The sequence below is a fragment of the Halostella limicola genome, from assembly GCF_003675875.1.
GTDB classification, from domain to species: Archaea; Halobacteriota; Halobacteria; order Halobacteriales; family Natronoarchaeaceae; genus Halostella; species Halostella limicola.
Genome location: NZ_RCDI01000003.1, coordinates 660,579 through 678,309, shown reverse-complemented (window position 1 = coordinate 678,309; position 17,731 = coordinate 660,579). Strand labels below are relative to the sequence as shown.

Genomic DNA, 17,731 nt, shown 5'->3' with positions numbered 1-17,731 from the left:
GGCCGAGACCGGGCACTCGGCCCGCCGATCGCTTTGCGGTCGCCGTCAGTGCCCCAGCAGGCCGTCCACGTCGGCGTGGTCGGTCAGGAGGGCCCGCATCGCGTCGACGGTCGCCGCGTCGCGGGTGCGCCCGGAGCGGACGACGTCCTCGGCGCGGTCGACCGTCGTCAGCGTGTCCGTCTGCACGAGCAGGATCGGCACGCCCTTCTCAGAGGCCTTCCCGACGACCGCGCCCGAGGGGCGGTGGCCGCCGGTGAGGATCAGGCACTTCACGCCCGGCGCTTCCAGCGCCGCGGTGTGGATGTCAGCGCGGTCGCCGCCGGTGATGACCGCGGCGTCTTTCGTCCGCCGGAAGTGCCGGAGCGCCTCGTTCGAACTCATGGCGCCGACGCTGAAGCGCTCGACGTACTCGTCGGTGGGGACGTCCGTGAGCACCTCGGCCGCGAGCTCGTCCGCGAGGTCGCCGACGGTGACGCCGGCGAGGTCGCGCTCGCGGGGGAGGACGCCCATGACGGGGACGCCCCGCCCTTCGAGGAACGGCACGACGTCGGTCTCCAGTTCGTCGTAGTCGGCGTCGGCGACGAGGTTGAACACGACGCCGCCGAGGCGGTCGCCGAGGCGGTCGGCCGCGGCGAGGACGTCGTCGACGTCGGTCGGTCGCTCGTAGGTGGCCACGAGGACGACCTGCGCGTCGACGACCTCCGCGACCGCGTCGTCGGTGAGGTCGATGATCCCGCCGGTGGTGAGGCTGCCGCCGCCCTCGACGAACATGTGGTCTTTCCCCTCCGCGATCGCCGCGAACTGCTCCGCGACGATTTCCCGGAGCTCGTCGGGGTCCTCCTTGCCGCGGATCGCCTGCTCGACGAACGTCGGCGAGTAGACGATCGGCTCCATCTGGTGCATCTCGGCGTCGAGGCCGAGCACGTCGCGGGCCAGCATCGGGTCCTCGTCCAGGGTCTTGCCGACGTTGCTCTGCAGGCGAGTGCCCTTCGGCTTCATGTAGCCCACCTCCTCCCCCGCCTCGGCGGCGTGTTGCGCGAGCGCGAGCGTGATGGCGGTCTTGCCGGTACTTTCGTGGATCGACGTGACGAGCGTTGCGTGAGTCATAGCTTGTCGGTGTCTACGGTGAGTCTGATGTCGACCGCCCGGGCCCCGTCGGGGCCGGCGACGAGCGGGTTGATGTCGAGTTCGAGTATCGCCGGGAAGTCGGTCACGAGCTGCGAGAGGCGCTGGATCGTCTCGACCACGGCGTCCTCGTCTGCGGGCGTGCGCCCGCGAGCACCGCGCAGCAGCGGCGCGGCCTTGATCTCGTCGACCATCGCTTCGGCCTCGTCGCGCCCCAGCGGCGCGACCCGGACCGTCGTGTCCTCGATGACCTCGACGAAGATGCCGCCGAGGCCGAACAGCACGAGCGGCCCGAACTGCGGGTCGCGGTTCATCCCGACGATCGTCTCGGTGCCTTCCTCGAGGTCGACCATCTCCTGGACCTGTACGCCGAGGACGTTCGCGTCGGGCTGGTAGTTCCGCGCCCGGGTCACGAGGTCCTCGTAGGCGTCGTACACGTCCTCGTTCTCCACGCCGACCTTGACGCCGCCGATGTCGGACTTGTGGAGGATGTCCGGGCTGACGATCTTCATCACGACGGGGCCGTCGATCGCCTGCGCGACGGCGACGGCGTCCTCCGGCGCGTCGACTACGTCGCCCTCGGGCGTGGGGATACCGTACGCGTCGAGCAGCCCCATCGCCTCCACGCCGAGGCGGTTGTCGCCGCGGTCCTCGGCGCGTTCGAGGATCTCCCGGGCGCGCTCGCGGTCGACGTCGAACGCGGTCGGCTCCTCGACCTCGCTCTCGCGGACGTCCCGGTACTCCGAGAGCGCTTCGAGGCTGCGGACGCCCCGGGCGGGGTCGAAGTAGTTCGGGATGCCGGTCTCCCGGAGGATCCCGGCGGCGGACTCGGTGCTCTCGCCGCCCATCAGGCAGGTGACGACGGGCTTGCCGTGTTTCGCCTGCAGGTCGACGACGGCCTCCGCGAGGTCGTCGAAGTCGAGGACGGCCGTGGGCGCGGAGACGACCACCGCCGCGCCGACGCCGCCGTCGCCGAGGGCCACGTCGATGGCCTCGCGGAAGCGCTCAACGTCGGCGTCCCCGATGGTGTCGACCGGGTTGTACACGTTCGCCTCGTCGGGCAGCGCGTCCTGCAGCGCATCGATGGTGCCGTCGGAGAAGGAGGCCAGCGAGAGCCGCGAGTCGCCGATGGCGTCGGTCGCCATCACGCCGGGGCCGCCGGCGTTCGTCACGACGGCCACGTCGTCGCTCTCGGGGAGCGGCTGGCCGGACAGCGCGCGGGCGTAGTCGAACAGCTCCTGCACCGACTCGACGCGCTGGACGCCGGCCTGTTCGAGGCCGGCCTCGTACGCCTCGTCGCTCCCGGCGATAGAGCCGGTGTGCGAGGAGGCGGCCTGTGCGCCGGCATCGGTGCGGCCGGACTTCACGAGGACGATCGGCGTGTCGTCGGTCACCTCGCGGGCGGTCTCGATGAACGCCTGCCCGTCGTCGATCCCTTCGAGGTAGCCGATGATCACGTCGGTGTCGGGGTCGTCGCCCCAGTGGTCGATCAGGTCGGTCTCGTCGAGGACGGCCTCGTTGCCGAGCGAGACGACGTCCTTGAAGCCGATGTCCTGGTCGTTGGCCCAGTCGAGCACGGCCGTGATGAACGCCCCGGACTGGCTCATGAAGGAGAGCGAGCCAGACTGCGCGTTCTCGGGACCGAACGTGGCGTTCATCCCGACGGGCGTGCTCATCACACCGAGGCTGTTCGGGCCGACCAGGTTCAGGTCGTACTCCTCGGCGACGGCGACGAGGTCGCGCTCCCGGGCGGCCCCATCGCTGCCGGTCTCGCTGAACCCGGCGGTGATGACGACGACGTTCCGGACACCGGTCTCGCCGGCCTCGCGGACGGCGTCGACGACGACGCCCGGCGGGACGACCACGACCGCGAGGCCGGGCGGCCCGTCCGGGACGCTCCCGACGTCCGGGTAGCAGTCGAAGCCGAGCACCGACTCCCGGCTGGGGTTCACCGGGACGATCCGACCGTCGAAGTCGTCGCGGAGATTCGTGAGGATGGCCCGACCGACCGACCCCTCGCGGTCGGTGGCGCCGATTACGGCGACGCTTTCGGGCGCAAACAGTTCAGATAGCGATCCCATCGTTCGGAGGTACGACAGGGCGGATGAATAAAGGCCCGACTCTTCCCGCTCGGTGAAAACTCCTCTCGTGGGACACGTCGCCACGCCCGAAAGGACTTTAGGCCGGTCGTTGAGGCCCCGGATATGAGACGAAGAACCCTCCTGAAGGCCGGCTCCGCCTGTCTCGGAGGCGCCGTGGCCGGCTACTTCGGCGTCGACGGGCTGGGGACCACCGGAGCGGCGACCGTCGGCGCGTCCCCGCCGGCGATCACCGACACCGCCTTCGAGATACGCGACCAGGGCTGCGGCAACGGGAGCCAGCGGGCGACGGTCCAGACCGACGAGTCCGAGAGCCGGGTCGTCGTCGAGGGCGCGGCCACCGCCCCGAACGCCTGCTACACCGCCGAACTCGCGGACGCGACCTACGACGCCGAGGCCGACGCGCTCTCGGTCGCCGTCCGGACGTTCGAGCGCGAGGACGCGGAGGTCTGCGCGCAGTGTCTCACCACCATCGAGTACACCGCGACGGTCTCCTTCGAGGGCGGCCTGCCCGGGCGGGTGTCGGTGCGCCACGACGAGACGACGGTGAACGAGGTCGGCACGGCCGCCTCGGCCTGGCCGCAGTTCGCCTTCGACGCCGCCAACACGGCCCGGTCGCCCGTCGGGCGCGGCCCACGCGACGCCCCGAGCGTGCAGTGGGCCAGAGAGGGCGCGACCGGCGCGCCGGCGATCGTCGAGGGGTCGGCGTACGTCGGGAGCCCTGACGGCGCCGTCCGGGCCGTCGACGCCGAGAGCGGGAGCGAGCGCTGGACGTTCGAGGCCGACGACAGGATCCTCGGAACGCCGGCGGTCAGGACGAGCGCCGGCGACGGCGCCGGCACCGTCTTCGCGGCCAGCGCGGGCGGGACCGTCTACGCCGTGAACGCCGAATCCGGGGAGTCCCGCTGGTCGCGGTCCGTCGACGGGCCGGTGGACGCCGCCCCCGCCCTCGCGACGGTCGACGACGGCGCGACGGTGGTCGTCGGCACCCGCCGCCGCGGCGACGGCGGGGGGACGGTCCACGCGTTGGCCGCCGAGGTCGGGTCGGTCCGCTGGTCCCGGGACGCCGGCGGGTCCGTCCCGGTCGCCCCCGCGGTCGGGCGGGAGATCGTCTACGCCACGCGGGCGGACGGGACCCTGCTCGCGCTGTCGCTCGCGGACGGGTCGGTGCGGTGGGAGCAGTCGGTCGGGGAGTCCGCGGGCGACGTCTCCGCCCCCGCCCTCGACGACGGCGTTGTGTACCTCTCCGCGCGCGTGACCGACGGGGGCGAATCGGTCGGCAGGGTCGTCGCGGTCGACGCCGAGACCGGCGAACCGGACTGGAATGCCGATCTCGCCGCGCCCGCGCTCCCGCGTTCGCTGGCTATCGCCGACGACGCCGTCGTCGCCTGCGCGACCGCCTACGAGGGCGTCGACCTGATCGACGAAGAGGGCGACAGCGGCGACGGGACCGGTACGCGCGGGACGGTCCACGCCCTCTCCCCCGAGGACGGGAGCGAGCGCTGGACTCGCCGAGCGACCGTCGGCGTCGGGGCGGGGCCGACCGTCGCGGGACGGACGGCGTACGTGCCACTCGACGGCGGCGTGACCGCGCTCGCCGTCGACGACGGGAGCGAGCGCTGGACCGCGTCCCTGCCGGCCCGCCTCGTCACGCCGCCGACGCCGGCGAACCGGCGCCTGTACGTCGGCGCCGAGGGGGACCGTCTCGTCTCGCTCGGGCGGGACGGCGTCGATGGAACTGCTGACTCGGACGCCGGGAGCGGTTCGAACGCGACGAACGCCACGGACGGCGCCGACGGCGCGCTCACTCGGTGACGTCGACGACTGTCGCGCCGCTCTCGATGAGCAGTTGCTCCGGGGCGATCGGAAACACCGCGTCGGGGGTGCCCGCGGCCGCCCACACCGTGTCGTAGTTCTCGAAGGTGTCGTCGAAGAGGACGGGGACATCCTCGTCGTGACACACCGGCGGCACGCCGCCGATGGACCAGCCCAGACGGTCCTTGACGATGGCGGGGGCTGCCGGTTCCACGGCGTCGGCGGGGACGTCCGCGTGCGCCGCCAGTCGCTCCTCGCTGACGCGGTTCGCGCCGCTCGTGAGGGCGACGACGACGTCGCCGTCCGCCTGCATGACGATGCTTTTGACGATCTGGTCCACGTCGCATCCGACGGCGTCCGCGGCGTCCTCCGCGGTCTTCGTCCCCTCGGGGAACTCCGTCACGTCGACGTCGAGACCGTGCTCCTCGCGCGCCCGCTCTGCGAATCGTTCGGCTGTCGGATGCATACCCTTTGAATCACTCCGCGTAAACAAAAACGATCGGTGATAACGTCCGCCTGACGCGCGGGCAGCGAGTAGCGCCACTGTCGCGGTACTGAAGTATCAGCGGTGCGAGGTAGGCACAATGACCGGCGATCGCTGGCTGTACGGATGGGGAACCGGGTACGCCGCCGTCGGGGCGGCGTCGCTGCTCGTGCCCCTGTACGCGCTGGAACAGGGCGCCGACGCGCTCCTGGTCGGCCTGATGGCGTCGACCGCTGCGTTCGCGGGCGTTCCGGGCGCGATCATCTGGGGACGGCTCGCGTCCCGGACCGGTCGCCGTCGCGTGTTCGTCGCGACGGCGCTGGCCGCGACGGCCGTCGTCCTCGCCGCGATCCCCTTCCTGCGGTCCCCCTTCGCGCTGCTTCTGGCCAACGCGGCGCTGTGGTTCGTGGTCGCGGCCGCCGCGCCGGTGCTCTCGCTGATCGTCGTCGACGGTGTCCCCGAGGCGGAGTGGGAGCGGGTGCTCGGCCGCCTGAATCACTATCAGGGGTACGGATGGCTGCTCGGACTGCTCGCCGGGGCACTGTGGACCGGCGCCGCGGGGACGCGGACCGACGCCGTCACCGCCCAGCGGCAGTTCTTCCTCCTGTCGGCCGCGGCGGCGCTCCTCGGCCTCGCCGTCGTCGCGTACTGGTACCCCGAGAAGTCCACCGTGTCGGAGCGTCGCTTCGCCCGCGTCTACCGCAAGTTCGCGCGGACGACGGGGCGGACGTTCCGCGCGGTGCCGTTCGGCCCGGGGCGGGTGTACTGGTCGCTGCGGTCGTTCGACCGCCGGCGCCTCTCCGGACGGCTCCGCTCGGGGCTCGGCGCCTACCTCGTCGCGCTGACGCTGTGTTTCGTCGGGTTCTCGACGTTCTTCGGGCCGCTCCCCGCCTACCTCGCCGAGGAGTCGTTCTCGACCGGCGAGGTGTTCGCGCTGTTCGTCCTCTCGAGCGCGGGGTCGGCCGCGTTCTACGCCCGTGCCGGCGCGCTCTCGACGCGGTACGACCCCCGCCGTCTCCAGACGGTCGCGCTCGTCGCGCGGGCCGGGGCGTTCCCCGCGGTCGGGCTGGTCGGGCTGGCGCTCGTCCCGCCGGCGGCCCTCGCCGTCCAGTCCCCGCTGTTCGCGATCGTGGGCGTCACCTGGGCGATCATCGCCGTGACCGCCGCCGGACTCGTCACGCGGCTGGCGCCGGCGACCGCCCGCGGGGACGCGCTGGGGGCGTACGCCGCGCTGTCGAGCCTCGGCGGCGGCGTCGGGAGCGCCCTCGGCGGGTGGGCGGCGACGGCCCACGGCTACGTCTTCACCTTCGGCGCTGCCGCGGCGCTGGTCGCCGTCGGCGCGGTGCTCGTCGCGCTCGCCCCGGGAACGGCGACCTCGCCTCTCGGGTCGCCGACTGAGGACTAATCCCGCACCGCGCCGACCGACTCGCGGTCGGGGAGCGCGGCCATCGCGCCCTTCGCCGTCGTCGTGGTGGCGGCGACCGCGTTGGCGAACGCGAGCGCCTCGTCGAGGCCGCGTCTGTCGGCGAGCGCAGCGATGGCGCCGGCCGTGAAGGCGTCGCCGGCGCCGGTCGTGTCCACGGGATCCACCGAATAGCCCGCGTGGCGGGCCGTTCCGCTCCAGGGGGCCTCGTCCGTGGCGACGGCGAGCGCGCCCTCGCCGCCGAGGGTCAGGAGGACGGTGTGGGGGCCCTCGTCGCAGGCGTTGCGGGCGAGCGCCTCGGGGTCGTCGCCCGCGACGCCCAGTGCCCGCAGCTCCGCGGGCGTCGCCTTGAGGACGTTCGTCTCCGCAAGCGCCCACCCCGCGACCGTCTCGAACTCGGCGTCGCTCCCCCAGAGTTCGGGGCGCGCGTTGGGGTCGAACGACACGGTACAGCCCCGCTCGGCCGCCCGTTCCGTGAGGTCCAGCGTCGCCGTTCGGCTCGGTTCGTCCGCCAGCGTGACGCCGCCGACGTGGACCCACTCGACGCTGTCGAGCGCGTCGTCGGGGACCGCCCCCGACTGCATGCGCGTGTCGGCGGTGCCGTCGCGGTAGAAGGAGAACGACCGGTCCGCGTCCTCGTCGTGGGTGACGAACGCGAGCGTGGTCTTGGCGCTCGGGTCCCGTTCGACGAACCGGTCGGGCACCCCGTACTCAGAGAGCGTATCCGCGAGGAAGTCGCCGAACGGGTCCGCGCCGACGCGGGTCCAGAACAGCGGCGCCTCGTCGAGTCGCGCCAGCGCGACGGCGACGTTCGCGGGCGCGCCGCCCGCGCGGCGGGCAAACGCGTCGATCTCGTCGAGCGCGCCGGGGGCGTCGGGGATGAAGTCGACGAGCGTCTCCCCAGCGACGAGAACGTCGTGGCTCATGGCCGTCTGTGGGTGATTATCGCAGATAGTACTGCCGGAGACGACCGCGGGGAACCGACCGCGCGTCCGGCCGGCGACCCTACAGCAGGGCGTCGAGTCGGTCGAGGCTCTCCGCGACGTAGCCGTAGTCGAGCGTGAACACTTCGAGCGAGAGCGTCCCCTCCCAGCCGACGCCGCGGAGAGCCTCAAAGATCCGGCCGAAGTCGATGGTGCCCGCGCCGAAGGGGAGATGTTCGTCGTCGGCCACGCGGGTGTCGTTGAGGTGGAAGTGCGAGATCCGCTCCGGGCGCTCCCGGACCATCGACGCGACGCCGCCAGCGTCGACGCCGTCCATGCGCGCGTGCCCCGTGTCGACCGTCATCGAGACCTCGGTCTCCTCGAAGAGGCGGTCGAACTGATGAATGCTCGGGGTGGCGCGGGGGATGTTCTCCGCGCAGATCTCGACCCCGGCGTCGTCGGCGACGTCGATGAGTTCGCGGACTGAGTCGACGACGAGGTCGATCCGCTCGTCGTCGCCGACGACCGGCTTCCAGGCGGTCGACTCCGCGTGGAGGACGGCCTTCTCCGCGCCCAGTTCGCCCGCAGTCTCGATGCACGCGGCGAGTTCGGCGACCGACCCCTCCCTGACCTTCGGGTGGGGCGACCCGACGTCGAACCCGCCGAACGGCAGGTGGACCAGCAGGTCGAGGCCGTGCTCGTCAAGCGGGTCTGCGACGCGCTCGGGGGCGGTTTCCAGCGCCTCGCGCGACCAGTCGCCGTCCAGCATCAGTTCGACGTGGTCGTACCCCGCGGCCGCCGCGCGGTCGAACAGTTCCTCGCCCATGCCGACCTGCGAGACGAACCCCCTGCGGACGTTCATAGAGTCACCTGTAGCGCGGCGGCACTTCAGCGATCCGTCGCTCCCCGTGTGGGCGGGGCCGTCACCGCCCCGGCGCGACGACGATACGCCCCTCGCCGGAGACGGTCACCCGGCAACCGTCGTGCTCGAAGGAGAGGACGGCGTCCCGGGACGCGGACCGGAAGAGAGCGTCGAGCGCGTCGGTGTCGATCGTCGCCACGAGCGGCGTGAGATCGAGCGGGTCCGCGCCCGCAGCCTCGGCGACCGCGTCGACGACTATCGTCGGCACCGGCCGCGCGTCCGACCGGTCGTAGCGGCGCTCGACGACGTCGTCCGGGTCGCGGATCCGGAAGGTCCCGTCGACCTCGGAGGTCGCGCCGTCGGGACCGCGGTCGTTCGGAAGGTCCATCGAAGCCGAATACGGCCGGCAGGGGCCTTCCTTCGAGGGTTGCCAGTTCAATCCTTCAAGTCCTCGTCGTCGATGGTCGCCGCGAGCAGCGCGTCCATCCCCCGCTGGAGCCTGGCGGACACCGCCTGCGGGGAAATGTCCAGATCGGCCGCCAGGTCCTCCAGCGTCACCTCTCGCGGCTGGGAGAAGTACCCCTCCCGGTGGGCGAGCGCGAGCGCCCGCCGCTGCTTGTCGGTGAGGCCGTACTCGTCGCCCGGGCCGCCAGTGTCCGTGTACAGGCGGTGGACGACGAACGAGACCCCTTCTTCCTCGTAGCTCTGGCGGTACCGGCGCAGCGACTCGCGGTCGGGGAACCGCATCTGGAGTCGCCACCCGCGATGGGAGCCGGTCAGAGACAGGAAGGTCGCGGTCGACTCGCGATAGGCGTCGTAGAAGGAGGCGCGGGAGAACCCGACGCGGTACATTCGCCGGTCCTCGATGGTCTCGAGGATCTCGTACTCGGCGACGTCGTCGTCGCGGTCGAGGGCCGCCTCGAACGCCGCGAAATCGCCGCCGGACGCCCAGAAGTAGAAGATCGGGAGCCCGTCGCGGCTCGCGGTGTCCTGCTCGATCGTGACGGTCATCTCCGGGACTGCGGCGAGCGCTTCCTTCAGCAGGAGGTCCGGATCGTCGACCGTGAACTCCGCGACGACGCCCATCGCGTCGAACTACGCCCCCCTGGAAGCTATATTTTGCCGTCGCCGGAGGAGGCGCGGCCGGCGGACCGAACTACCAAAACTGGTAAACTTCGAACACGGAACGAGAGATTTTCTTTAGGTTACCCGAAAAACTGTTAGTGGAGAGATAATCTTTAAGTAGGATCGGAGCGTACACTGAAGTGACCATGAGCACTCAGGAATCCGTCCTCCGAGAGGCCGGTACAGTCGAAGAGAACGCCCTCCGCCTCGACGAGGAGAAGGCAGAGCAGATAATCGACGCGCTGAACACCGACCTCGCCGCGTCGTACGTCCTCTACCACCAGCTGAAGAAGCACCACTGGAACGTCGTCGGCTCGGAGTTCGAGGCGCTCCACGAGTTCTTCGAGGAGGCCTACGAGATCGCCGAGGTGGCCGCCGACGAGCAGGCCGAGCGCGTGCAGGCGCTGGGCGGCGTCCCGATCAGCGGGATGTCCGACCTCGAAGAGCACGCGCCCGTCGAGCCCGAGGGTGAGGACGTCTACGACGCGCGCACCTCGATGGAGAACGACCTGGAGATGTACGGCGACATCATCGAGACGATGCGCGACCACATCGAGCTCGCCGAGAACCTCGGCGACCACGCGACGGCCCAGATGCTCCGCGAGCAGCTCGTCGAGACCGAGGAGATCGCTCACCACATCGAACACTACCTCGAGCACGACTCCCTGAAGAACTGGTAGGGCCGTCCGCACGACGACCGCGTACCGGCATCGGGCCGCGATTCCGTTTTTCGACCGGCCGCGACGCGTAGCGGCGGGAACGCTCCGCGGGCAGTGAAAGGATAGCGGGGCCGTTTTCCGAGTCGGAAACTCTGGACGTGGTTTGTTATCACTCCCCAGTGATCGATCCCCTATGTCGCGCTCGACCCGCTTGCGGACCCGCCGATCTAGAAGTGACCCGGCGGAGAGACTCGACGGTGACCGGGAGTGTACTGCGCGCGGAGCGGAGTCGGGAAGAGGAGGTCGCGGTTACCGCTCGAGTTCGACCGTCAGGTCGGTCGCGATCCAGGCGTCCGTGTTGTCGTCCTCGGTGAACACGGTGCGGCCCGGACAGGTCTCGTGTGCGGCCACCAGCGTCTCGTCGGGCTCCTCGACGACTCTCTCGTCCGCGGCGGGTTCTTCGGGGTCCGAACTACTGTGGACTGCCATTACCGGAGATTAGGTACACCTAAAGTCAAAAGGGTTTTGGTCGGCCTAAGATAGCGGGAACGCCCGGACGGCGCGGGCGACGACCGGCCTCACTCGTGGCCGGAGACCCGCACCGGCTCGTACGGCTCTTCGAGGTACTCCAGCTCGTCGTCCGACAGCGATATCTCGACGGCCTCGACGGCGTCTTCGAGGTGTTCGACGCTGGTCGTGCCGACGATGGGCGCGTCGACGGCGTCCTGGTGAAGCACCCACGCGAGCGCGATCTGGGCCATCGTCGCGTTGCGGTCGTCCGCCAGGTCGGCGACGCGCTCGTTCACCGCCTTCCCGCCGCCCTCGAAGTAGGGGTGCTCGCGGGCGTAGTCGTCGGTCTCGCCGCGGGTCGTCGCGTCGAACTCCTCGTGCGGCCGGGTGAGATAGCCCCGCGCGAGCGGACTCCACGGGATGACCCCGACGCCCTCCTGTTCGCACAGCGGGAGCATCTCGCGCTCCTCCTCCCGGTACAGGAGGTTGTAGTGGTTCTGCATCGTCGCGAACCGGTCGAGACCGAGGCGCTCGCTCGTCCGCAGGGCGTCCATGAACTGGTACGCCCACATCGAACTCGCACCCAGGTAGCGCACCTGCCCGCGGCGGACCGCGTCGTCGAGCGCCCGCATCGTCGTCTCGATGGGGGTGTCGTCGTCCCAGCGGTGGATCTGGTAGAGGTCGATCGTCTCCATCCCGAGCCTGTCGAGGCTGTTCGACAGCTCCTGCTCGATGGCCTTCCGCGAGAGGCCGCCGGAGTTGGGGTCGTCCTCGTCCATCCGGAAGTAGCCCTTCGTCGCGACGACGGCCTCGTCGCGCCGTCCTTCCAGAGCCGTCCCGAGGACGCGCTCGCTCTCGCCCTCGGAGTACATGTTGGCCGTGTCGAAGAAGTTGATTCCGAGGTCGATCGCGCGGTCGATCAGGTCCAGGCTCTCCTCCTCGTCTAACACCCACTCGCGCCAGTCGCTCGTCCCGAAGCTCATGCAGCCGAGACAGATGCGGCTGACCTCCATCCCGGTCGACCCGAGCGTCGTGTACTCCATGTCGCCGCGTACGGAAGAGGGCGGCAAAAGCGTGGAGGAGCGAGCAAGGGCGACGGGGTTTTCGTCGGTGCGGCCGTCGGGGTCCGCGCGGTCGTCGCTCAGAGGCCACACTGGATCGCGAAGGGACTCATCTGCGGAGGACGCGGGTGTTACCGTCTCAGATCACCGGGGGACGCGGGCCTTACCGGCTCAGAGACCGACCGCGTAGGGCCACGCCTGACCGCCGAGCGCCAGCAGCGCCAGCGACGCGGCCAGCAGGACGGCGTTCTTCAGGAAGTGGGTCATCTCGTTTTGCTGCGCCTGCGGGTCGTCGACGGTCCAGAAATCGTGCATCTTCGGCGTGGCGACGAGGAAGAACGCCGCGAGCGCCCCCGCGCCGATAGCGGGGAAGAGGCCGAGCGCGACGAGGAGGCCGCCGAAGATCAGCGTGCCGCCGCTGGCGAGGACGGACAGTCGGGGCGCGGGGACGCCCTTGGACTCAGCGTACCCCGCCATAGCGTCGGTGTCCATGAAGTGGTTCAGCCCCATGAACGCGAGGACGCCGCCGAACAGGAGCCTGGCGACGAGGAAGACGATATCGCCGACGGCGGTGAGTTCCAGTGCCATCAGGCGTCACCTCCGTGGCCGGAGGCCGTCGTCGTCCCGGACTGCACTATCGTCGTGGTATCTGGTTTCATCACGTTACCTGGTACGAACGCGAACCTTTTAGGAATTCCCGGACGGAGGGGTAAGCAGGTAACACCGATGTCTCTGGAACGAACTCCCTCCCCCGAAGAGAAAAACGAGAGCGCGTGCGACGTCGTCGAGTCCCTGGAGCAGATCGGCTCGCAGTGGCGGCTGATCGTCCTCCACGACCTCCAGGACGGCGAGAAGCGGTTCAACGAGCTCAAGCGGTCGACGGGCGCTAACTCCCGAACGCTCTCCCGCGTGCTCGACGACCTGACCGACCTCGGGTTCGTCACGCGACGCCTCGAAGAGGACGCCCCCGTCGCCACGTACTACAGCCTCACGGACAAGGGCCGGTCGCTCTGTCCCGTCTTCGACGAGATAGAGGCGTGGGCGGCGGAGTGGCTGGAGGGGGAGTAGAGTTACGGTCCCGGCGGACGACCGCCGAAGTAGCCATGCCGATTGGACCGTTCGGTTCGTCCGGATCGCACGCGAACGAAGGTGCCGCGAAGGGCGCAAAAACCGGCGCCAAGCTCGGGAAGCCGTTCGGCCCCGTCGCCGGCGGCGTCGGCGCGGGCGTCGGCGGCGCGGCCGGCTTCGCCGCCGGCTACGCCCGCGACCAGGTCGAGACGCTCTGTCCGTTCAAGTAGCGCCCAGCGACGCCGGCGACCGCGGGCCGCGGTTTCGACCTCGGTTCTCGGATGGCCCCGACCGTTCTCTCGGGGATTCAAGTCCTCCACGCCAGTACCACCGCCCATGAACGACACTCGCCGGGCGGTGCTGTGCGCGCTCGACGACGGTCCCGTCACCGGGCCCGACCTCGCCGACCGCCTCGACGTCTCCCGCGCCGCCGTCTGGAAGCACGTCGACGCCCTCCGCGAGGAGGGGTTCGCGATCGAGAGCGACGGCGACGGTTACCGGCTGACGGGCGTCCCCGACTACGGCGGGACGGCGGTCGAGCACGGGCTCGACGCGCCCTACGAGGTGGAGTACCACGACGCGATCGACAGCACGAACGACCGCGCCCGCGCCCTCGCCGCCGAGGGGGCGAGCGACGTGGTCGTGCTCGCCGACGAGCAGACCCACAGCAAGGGCCGCCTCGACAGAGAGTGGTCCTCGCCGTCCGGCGGCGTCTGGCTGAGCGTCGTCGTCCGGCCGGAACTGCCGCCCGCGCACGTGCCGCTCGTGACGCTGGCCGCGGCGGTGGCGACGACCCGCGCCCTCCGCGAGGCGGGCGTCGACGCCGGCATCAAGTGGCCCAACGACGTGCTCTCGGCCGACGACGGCGGCAAGCTCGCGGGCATCCTCACCGAGATGGAGGGCGAGGCCGACCGCGTCAACTGGGTGGTCGTCGGCGTCGGCGTGAACGCGAACGTCGACGCCGCGGACCTCCCCGACCAGGGCACGAGCGTCCGCGAGAAGGCGGGCGACGTCGACCGCCGCGCGTTCGTCCAGCGCCTGCTGGAGGAGTTCTCGGCCCTCGTCGACGACCCCGACGCGGTGCTCGACGCGTGGCGCGAGCACGCGCTGACCCTCGGCGAGGAGGTCCGCGTCGAGACGCCGACCGGCGACGTGGTCGGCGAGGCCGTCGACGTGGAGTTCCCCGGGTCGCTCGTCGTCGAGACCGATGACGGACGGCGCCGCGTCCACGCGGGCGACTGCGAGCACCTGCGGCCGCGGTAGGGGTCGCCGGCGACGCGCGCCGGGGCCCCTTACGACGGTCGTCACCGCCGGGGTTGACCCGCTCCGCGACGGCGTCCCCACGCGCTACGAGAACTACGGGCCAATGGTCCACGGCTTCATGACGCTCCGCGGCGTCGACCGCGCCCGGGACGCCATCGCGGTCGTCGCCGTCGACCTCGCCGACGCGCTTGCGGGCGACTGACCGTACCGAAAGAGCACTGCCGCGAATGGACGAGTTTGGAAGACGGTATGGAACACGTTTCCGGCAGGTTCAGCAGGAATAGAGAGACCCCTCGGTGACGCGTTCTCGGATAGAGAGCGAAGTCAGTCGGGTTCGAGTAGCTTCTGCGGATTCCGACGGGGGCGGGTATTCGGGTCTTCCGGTGCGTGACTCTCCTATCCAGGTCCAAAGGCCGCGATATCGGCGCCCACGGTCGCCAGCGCGTCGGCGGGATTCGGGTCGCTGTCGGCCAGGTGCGTGTACCGGTGTTCCGGGACGCTCGACAGCGCCGCTGCGACGGCCTCGCTGTACGTCTCGACCCCCGATTCCGTCGGGGCGTCGCCGCCCCAGACGTCGCGGATGACGGTCATTGAATCGATGCGCACTTCCAGCCTGCGCGGCTCGTAGCGGGCTAAGAGTTCGGAGAGCCCGAGCTGGAGGGCGACGTACTCGGCGGTGTTGTTCCCCGTTCGGGAGCCGACGGGGCGACCGAGACGGGCGAGTTGGTCCTCCGCGGCGTCCATGATGACGGCGCCCGCTCCTGCGGGGCCGGGGTTACCGCGGGAACTGCCGTCGACGTACAGGACGAACCTGTCGCTCGTCGGGTCGGGGACGGGCGGCCGGCTGAGTCCCGACTCCAGCAGGCTTTCGAGCGCGGGACGCAACTCGTCCTCGGCGGTCGCCGGATCGAAGAGGCCGCCGTAGCCGGGGACAGCGTCGTCGATGGCCTCAGTGGCAGCGGCCATCTCGTAGTCAACGCCCGCGAGGACCTCGTCGACGAGCGCGGCGAGCGGCGAGAGGTGTTCGGCCGGGAGGCGGTCGTCGGTCACGCCACTTTCCCCTCCGCGCATCGGTTCCGGGCTCTCACACCCTCGTTCCCGCCCGACCCCGGTGGCTGGTCGCACCACTGCATACAGGCCCTCGGTGGGCAAGCGGGATAATCCCTTCAGGTTGCACCGGTGACGGGCCGTTTTGAACCAGTCGGCCCCGTGGGACCCTCAGCGGTCGAGACGACCGGTCTGCTGATTACGGCCTCTTCACAGATCGATAGACGCCATCACTTCGTATTTTTCGCCCTCGGCGGGCGGTCGAGTGATCGTGACGTTATCGACGGTGAACTCCCACTCGAGATCGTAGTCCAGCAGGAATTCGACGATGTCGCCGGTTTGCTCATCGTCTTCGCCGACTGCGAAGCCGACGTGTGGGAACCACCGGTGCGGTTCGTAATACGGGACCGGTGGCGGTCCGAAACTCTCGACCGCCCGTACGACGTCGGACTGGAGGCCCGCGAGCTCGGGAGATTTAGCGACGGGGAGCCAGACGACGTTCTGGGGGAAGAGACCGATCCCATCGGTGTGCACTGTGAACGGACACCGATCTTCCGTCGCCTCCTCGACGGCGGTTACAACCGCTGTGATATCCACGTCATCGCCCAGCGGATACAGCGTAAAGTGCGGGAACGGGTTGGCGTACTCGTCGACGCCGAACGTCTCTACTAGTTCGTCTCGAATGGACTCGACAGTACTGTAATACGGGTCGGGAAGCGTGCATCCAATGATCGTCGACACAGTTCGTTCTCTCCGAATTCTTCAAAAAACGTTTCCCCGGATCGCTAATTATCGGGTATACGCGGTTACGCCTTCGGACTGCACGCCTCGAATATCTCCTCGCGCACCGACTCCGCCGACGGTTCGACGCTCACGACGCGGCCGTAGAACGACTCTGTCTCCGGGAAGTGATAGATGATCGCGCGGTCCATCCAGTAGGTGAGCGCGACGAACTCCCCCACGTTCGCGAACTCCTCGATCCGGTCTTTACCGAGCATGAGAACGATCAGTTCCTGCCGGATCTCGTCGAGTTCCGCCAGAGTGTACTCCTCCTCCAGATCGTCGCGGAGGTACCTGGAGACGTATCCCGATTCGTCGTACTCGACGGCCACCCGAAGCTCCTCGCCCAGTTTCTCCCTCAGCGTGGTGATCCAGTCCGGTTCCGTCTCACTCACTGCCGCTGCCCTCGTATTGCGCCCCTTGGTTCGTTTTTCGCATATCGTTCCCCTATGATCGTTATATTCTGTGTCTGGGGAGATAAACGCTTTCGGCCTGTGAATACGGTTCACCGCTCGGCTTTGCGGAGCCGGACGCCGAGTACGACCGCGAGGGTTCCCATCAGGAGCCACCCGGAGAGTCTCGCAGCGGCGGCTCCGAGCGACTCCGTGCTTCCCGTGGCCGCGGTCAGGTACACCTGGAGCAGGGGAGCAGAAAGACGCCGACCAGCAGCAGGCCGGTCCCGTAGGCCGCGGCCGCCAGCGTCGCCCGGGCCGTCGTCCGCGTGTAGAGGAACGCGGCCAACCCCGCGGCGGCGACGAGCGGTAGAGCGCCGAGGTTCGCCGCCCGTTCGACCGCCAGCCAGAACAGGAGCGGGACGGCGAGAGACGCGATAATGCGCCGGCGCTCGTTACCGCCGACGGCTTCGACGACGGAAGCCGCGGCGCTCCGCGATCGGCCGAGCAGTACGTTCACGAGGCTCCGACGGGACAAGCGCGATCCGCTCACTCCCCGATTCGTGCGGGGGAACTGCCGCCGTTCGCCGGCTCGCCCTCGCCGGACTCCTCCGGCACCTCGCCCTCGCGCTCGCCGACGCGGACCGTCAGTACCGGCACGTCCGAGGAGCGGACGACGCGCTCCGCGACGCTACCGAGGAGCAGGCGGTCGATGCCGCCGCGCCCGTGCGTTCCCATGACTATCAGGTCGCAGCCGTTGCTCTCGGCGTAGCGGACGATCTCCTTGCTCGGCGTCCCGTCGACCAGCGCCGCTTCCACCGGAACGTCCTTCTCCGCGGCTATCGCCTTCACGCGGTCGACCGCCGCCTGCCCCTCGTCGCGTAGCATGTCGGCGACTCCCTCCCACGACGTCTCCATCGGCAGGGTGCCGTAGCTCGCCGTGTTCACGACGTACACCGCGTGCAGGCTCGCCCCGTGTGCGGCGGCGAGGTCGGTCGCGTGTTCGACGGCGCGCTCGACGCCTTCGGACCCGTCCGTCGGGACGAGGATACGGTCGTACATCGTGGTATGCGTTGGCATATGTTTTGCGATTAT

General features: G+C 69.9%; 21 protein-coding genes and 1 pseudogene. 7 read left to right on the top strand and 15 right to left on the bottom strand.

Going from position 1 to position 17,731, the window contains the following annotated elements:
• Positions 1-45 precede the first annotated feature (45 nt).
• Both D8670_RS16830 and D8670_RS16825 read right to left on the bottom strand, forming a co-directional pair.
• Positions 46-1,107, bottom strand: a complete 1,062-nt coding sequence (locus tag D8670_RS16830) for a phosphotransacetylase family protein (protein WP_121819269.1) — start codon at positions 1,105-1,107, stop codon at positions 46-48.
• The gene (locus D8670_RS16825; RefSeq protein ID WP_121819268.1) at positions 1,104-3,206 is read right to left on the bottom strand and encodes an acetate--CoA ligase family protein; all 2,103 of its coding nucleotides are present in this window, start codon (positions 3,204-3,206) and stop codon (positions 1,104-1,106) included. Before D8670_RS16825 ends, D8670_RS16830 begins: the two co-directional genes overlap by 4 nt.
• Positions 3,207-3,329: 123 nt before the next feature.
• On the opposite strand from D8670_RS16825, the gene D8670_RS16820 reads away from it, so the two are divergent.
• A complete protein-coding gene (locus tag D8670_RS16820; RefSeq protein WP_121819267.1) occupies positions 3,330-5,039 on the top strand; it encodes an outer membrane protein assembly factor BamB family protein in 1,710 nt (569 codons plus the stop codon).
• Here the strand turns inward: D8670_RS16820 and D8670_RS16815 are convergent.
• Positions 5,029-5,505, bottom strand: a complete 477-nt coding sequence (locus D8670_RS16815; protein ID WP_121819266.1) for a YbaK/EbsC family protein — start codon at positions 5,503-5,505, stop codon at positions 5,029-5,031. The two genes, D8670_RS16820 and D8670_RS16815, sit on opposite strands and share 11 nt — an antisense overlap.
• A gap of 118 nt (positions 5,506-5,623) precedes the next feature.
• On the opposite strand from D8670_RS16815, the gene D8670_RS16810 reads away from it, so the two are divergent.
• Positions 5,624-6,928 (top strand): MFS transporter, encoded by a 1,305-nt coding sequence (locus D8670_RS16810; RefSeq protein WP_121819265.1) that lies wholly within the window; start codon positions 5,624-5,626, stop codon positions 6,926-6,928.
• Here the strand turns inward: D8670_RS16810 and D8670_RS16805 are convergent.
• The 4 genes from D8670_RS16805 to D8670_RS16790 all read right to left on the bottom strand — a co-directional run bounded on the left by D8670_RS16805 (position 6,925) and on the right by D8670_RS16790 (position 9,817).
• Positions 6,925-7,872: a carbohydrate kinase family protein gene (locus tag D8670_RS16805; protein ID WP_121819264.1), complete on the bottom strand. Its 948-nt coding sequence runs from the start codon at positions 7,870-7,872 to the stop codon at positions 6,925-6,927. The genes D8670_RS16810 and D8670_RS16805 overlap by 4 nt on opposite strands.
• A gap of 79 nt (positions 7,873-7,951) precedes the next feature.
• A complete protein-coding gene (locus tag D8670_RS16800) occupies positions 7,952-8,731 on the bottom strand; it encodes a sugar phosphate isomerase/epimerase family protein (protein ID WP_121819263.1) in 780 nt (259 codons plus the stop codon).
• 61 nt (positions 8,732-8,792) lie between these two features.
• The gene (locus D8670_RS21100) at positions 8,793-9,119 is read right to left on the bottom strand and encodes a HalOD1 output domain-containing protein (protein WP_162994333.1); all 327 of its coding nucleotides are present in this window, start codon (positions 9,117-9,119) and stop codon (positions 8,793-8,795) included.
• Positions 9,120-9,166: 47 nt separating this feature from the next.
• Positions 9,167-9,817, bottom strand: a complete 651-nt coding sequence (locus D8670_RS16790; RefSeq protein ID WP_121819262.1) for a helix-turn-helix domain-containing protein — start codon at positions 9,815-9,817, stop codon at positions 9,167-9,169.
• A gap of 185 nt (positions 9,818-10,002) precedes the next feature.
• Between D8670_RS16790 and dpsA the strand changes: the two genes are divergently transcribed.
• On the top strand, positions 10,003-10,536 hold the full coding sequence (gene dpsA / locus D8670_RS16785; RefSeq protein WP_121819261.1) for a DNA starvation/stationary phase protection protein DpsA: 534 nt from the start codon (positions 10,003-10,005) through the stop codon (positions 10,534-10,536).
• 288 nt (positions 10,537-10,824) lie between these two features.
• Here dpsA and D8670_RS16780 read toward each other — a convergent pair whose 3' ends face one another.
• The 3 genes from D8670_RS16780 to D8670_RS16770 form a co-directional block, all read right to left on the bottom strand.
• Entirely contained in the window at positions 10,825-11,004 is a 180-nt protein-coding gene (locus D8670_RS16780) for a hypothetical protein (protein ID WP_121819260.1), read from the bottom strand.
• Positions 11,005-11,093: 89 nt separating this feature from the next.
• The gene (locus D8670_RS16775; RefSeq protein WP_121819259.1) at positions 11,094-12,068 is read right to left on the bottom strand and encodes an aldo/keto reductase; all 975 of its coding nucleotides are present in this window, start codon (positions 12,066-12,068) and stop codon (positions 11,094-11,096) included.
• A gap of 189 nt (positions 12,069-12,257) precedes the next feature.
• Positions 12,258-12,674 (bottom strand): DoxX family protein, encoded by a 417-nt coding sequence (locus D8670_RS16770; protein WP_121819258.1) that lies wholly within the window; start codon positions 12,672-12,674, stop codon positions 12,258-12,260.
• A 138-nt stretch (positions 12,675-12,812) separates the two neighbouring features.
• On the opposite strand from D8670_RS16770, the gene D8670_RS16765 reads away from it, so the two are divergent.
• From D8670_RS16765 to D8670_RS21360, 4 genes and pseudogenes are all read left to right on the top strand, one after another.
• Positions 12,813-13,154: a winged helix-turn-helix transcriptional regulator gene (locus D8670_RS16765; RefSeq protein WP_121819257.1), complete on the top strand. Its 342-nt coding sequence runs from the start codon at positions 12,813-12,815 to the stop codon at positions 13,152-13,154.
• Between the two features lie 35 nt (positions 13,155-13,189).
• Positions 13,190-13,384 (top strand): hypothetical protein, encoded by a 195-nt coding sequence (locus D8670_RS16760; protein ID WP_121819256.1) that lies wholly within the window; start codon positions 13,190-13,192, stop codon positions 13,382-13,384.
• 106 nt (positions 13,385-13,490) lie between these two features.
• Entirely contained in the window at positions 13,491-14,417 is a 927-nt protein-coding gene (locus D8670_RS16755; RefSeq protein ID WP_121819255.1) for a biotin--[acetyl-CoA-carboxylase] ligase, read from the top strand.
• 34 nt (positions 14,418-14,451) lie between these two features.
• Positions 14,452-14,619 (top strand): annotated as a pseudogene (locus tag D8670_RS21360) (alpha/beta hydrolase); the annotation flags it as partial.
• Between the two features lie 194 nt (positions 14,620-14,813).
• Here D8670_RS21360 and D8670_RS16745 read toward each other — a convergent pair.
• The 5 genes from D8670_RS16745 to D8670_RS16725 all read right to left on the bottom strand — a co-directional run bounded on the left by D8670_RS16745 (position 14,814) and on the right by D8670_RS16725 (position 17,716).
• Entirely contained in the window at positions 14,814-15,467 is a 654-nt protein-coding gene (locus tag D8670_RS16745; protein WP_121819254.1) for a ribonuclease HI family protein, read from the bottom strand.
• A gap of 207 nt (positions 15,468-15,674) precedes the next feature.
• Positions 15,675-16,205, bottom strand: coding sequence for a 2'-5' RNA ligase family protein (locus D8670_RS16740; RefSeq protein WP_162994332.1), 531 nt, complete (start codon positions 16,203-16,205; stop codon positions 15,675-15,677).
• A 65-nt stretch (positions 16,206-16,270) separates the two neighbouring features.
• Positions 16,271-16,639: a DUF7522 family protein gene (locus D8670_RS16735; protein ID WP_121819252.1), complete on the bottom strand. Its 369-nt coding sequence runs from the start codon at positions 16,637-16,639 to the stop codon at positions 16,271-16,273.
• 229 nt (positions 16,640-16,868) lie between these two features.
• Positions 16,869-17,156, bottom strand: a complete 288-nt coding sequence (locus D8670_RS16730; RefSeq protein WP_205254100.1) for a hypothetical protein — start codon at positions 17,154-17,156, stop codon at positions 16,869-16,871.
• 29 nt (positions 17,157-17,185) lie between these two features.
• Complete coding sequence (locus D8670_RS16725) at positions 17,186-17,716, bottom strand: universal stress protein (protein WP_375137281.1); 531 nt, start codon at positions 17,714-17,716, stop codon at positions 17,186-17,188.
• Positions 17,717-17,731: the final 15 nt, after the last annotated feature.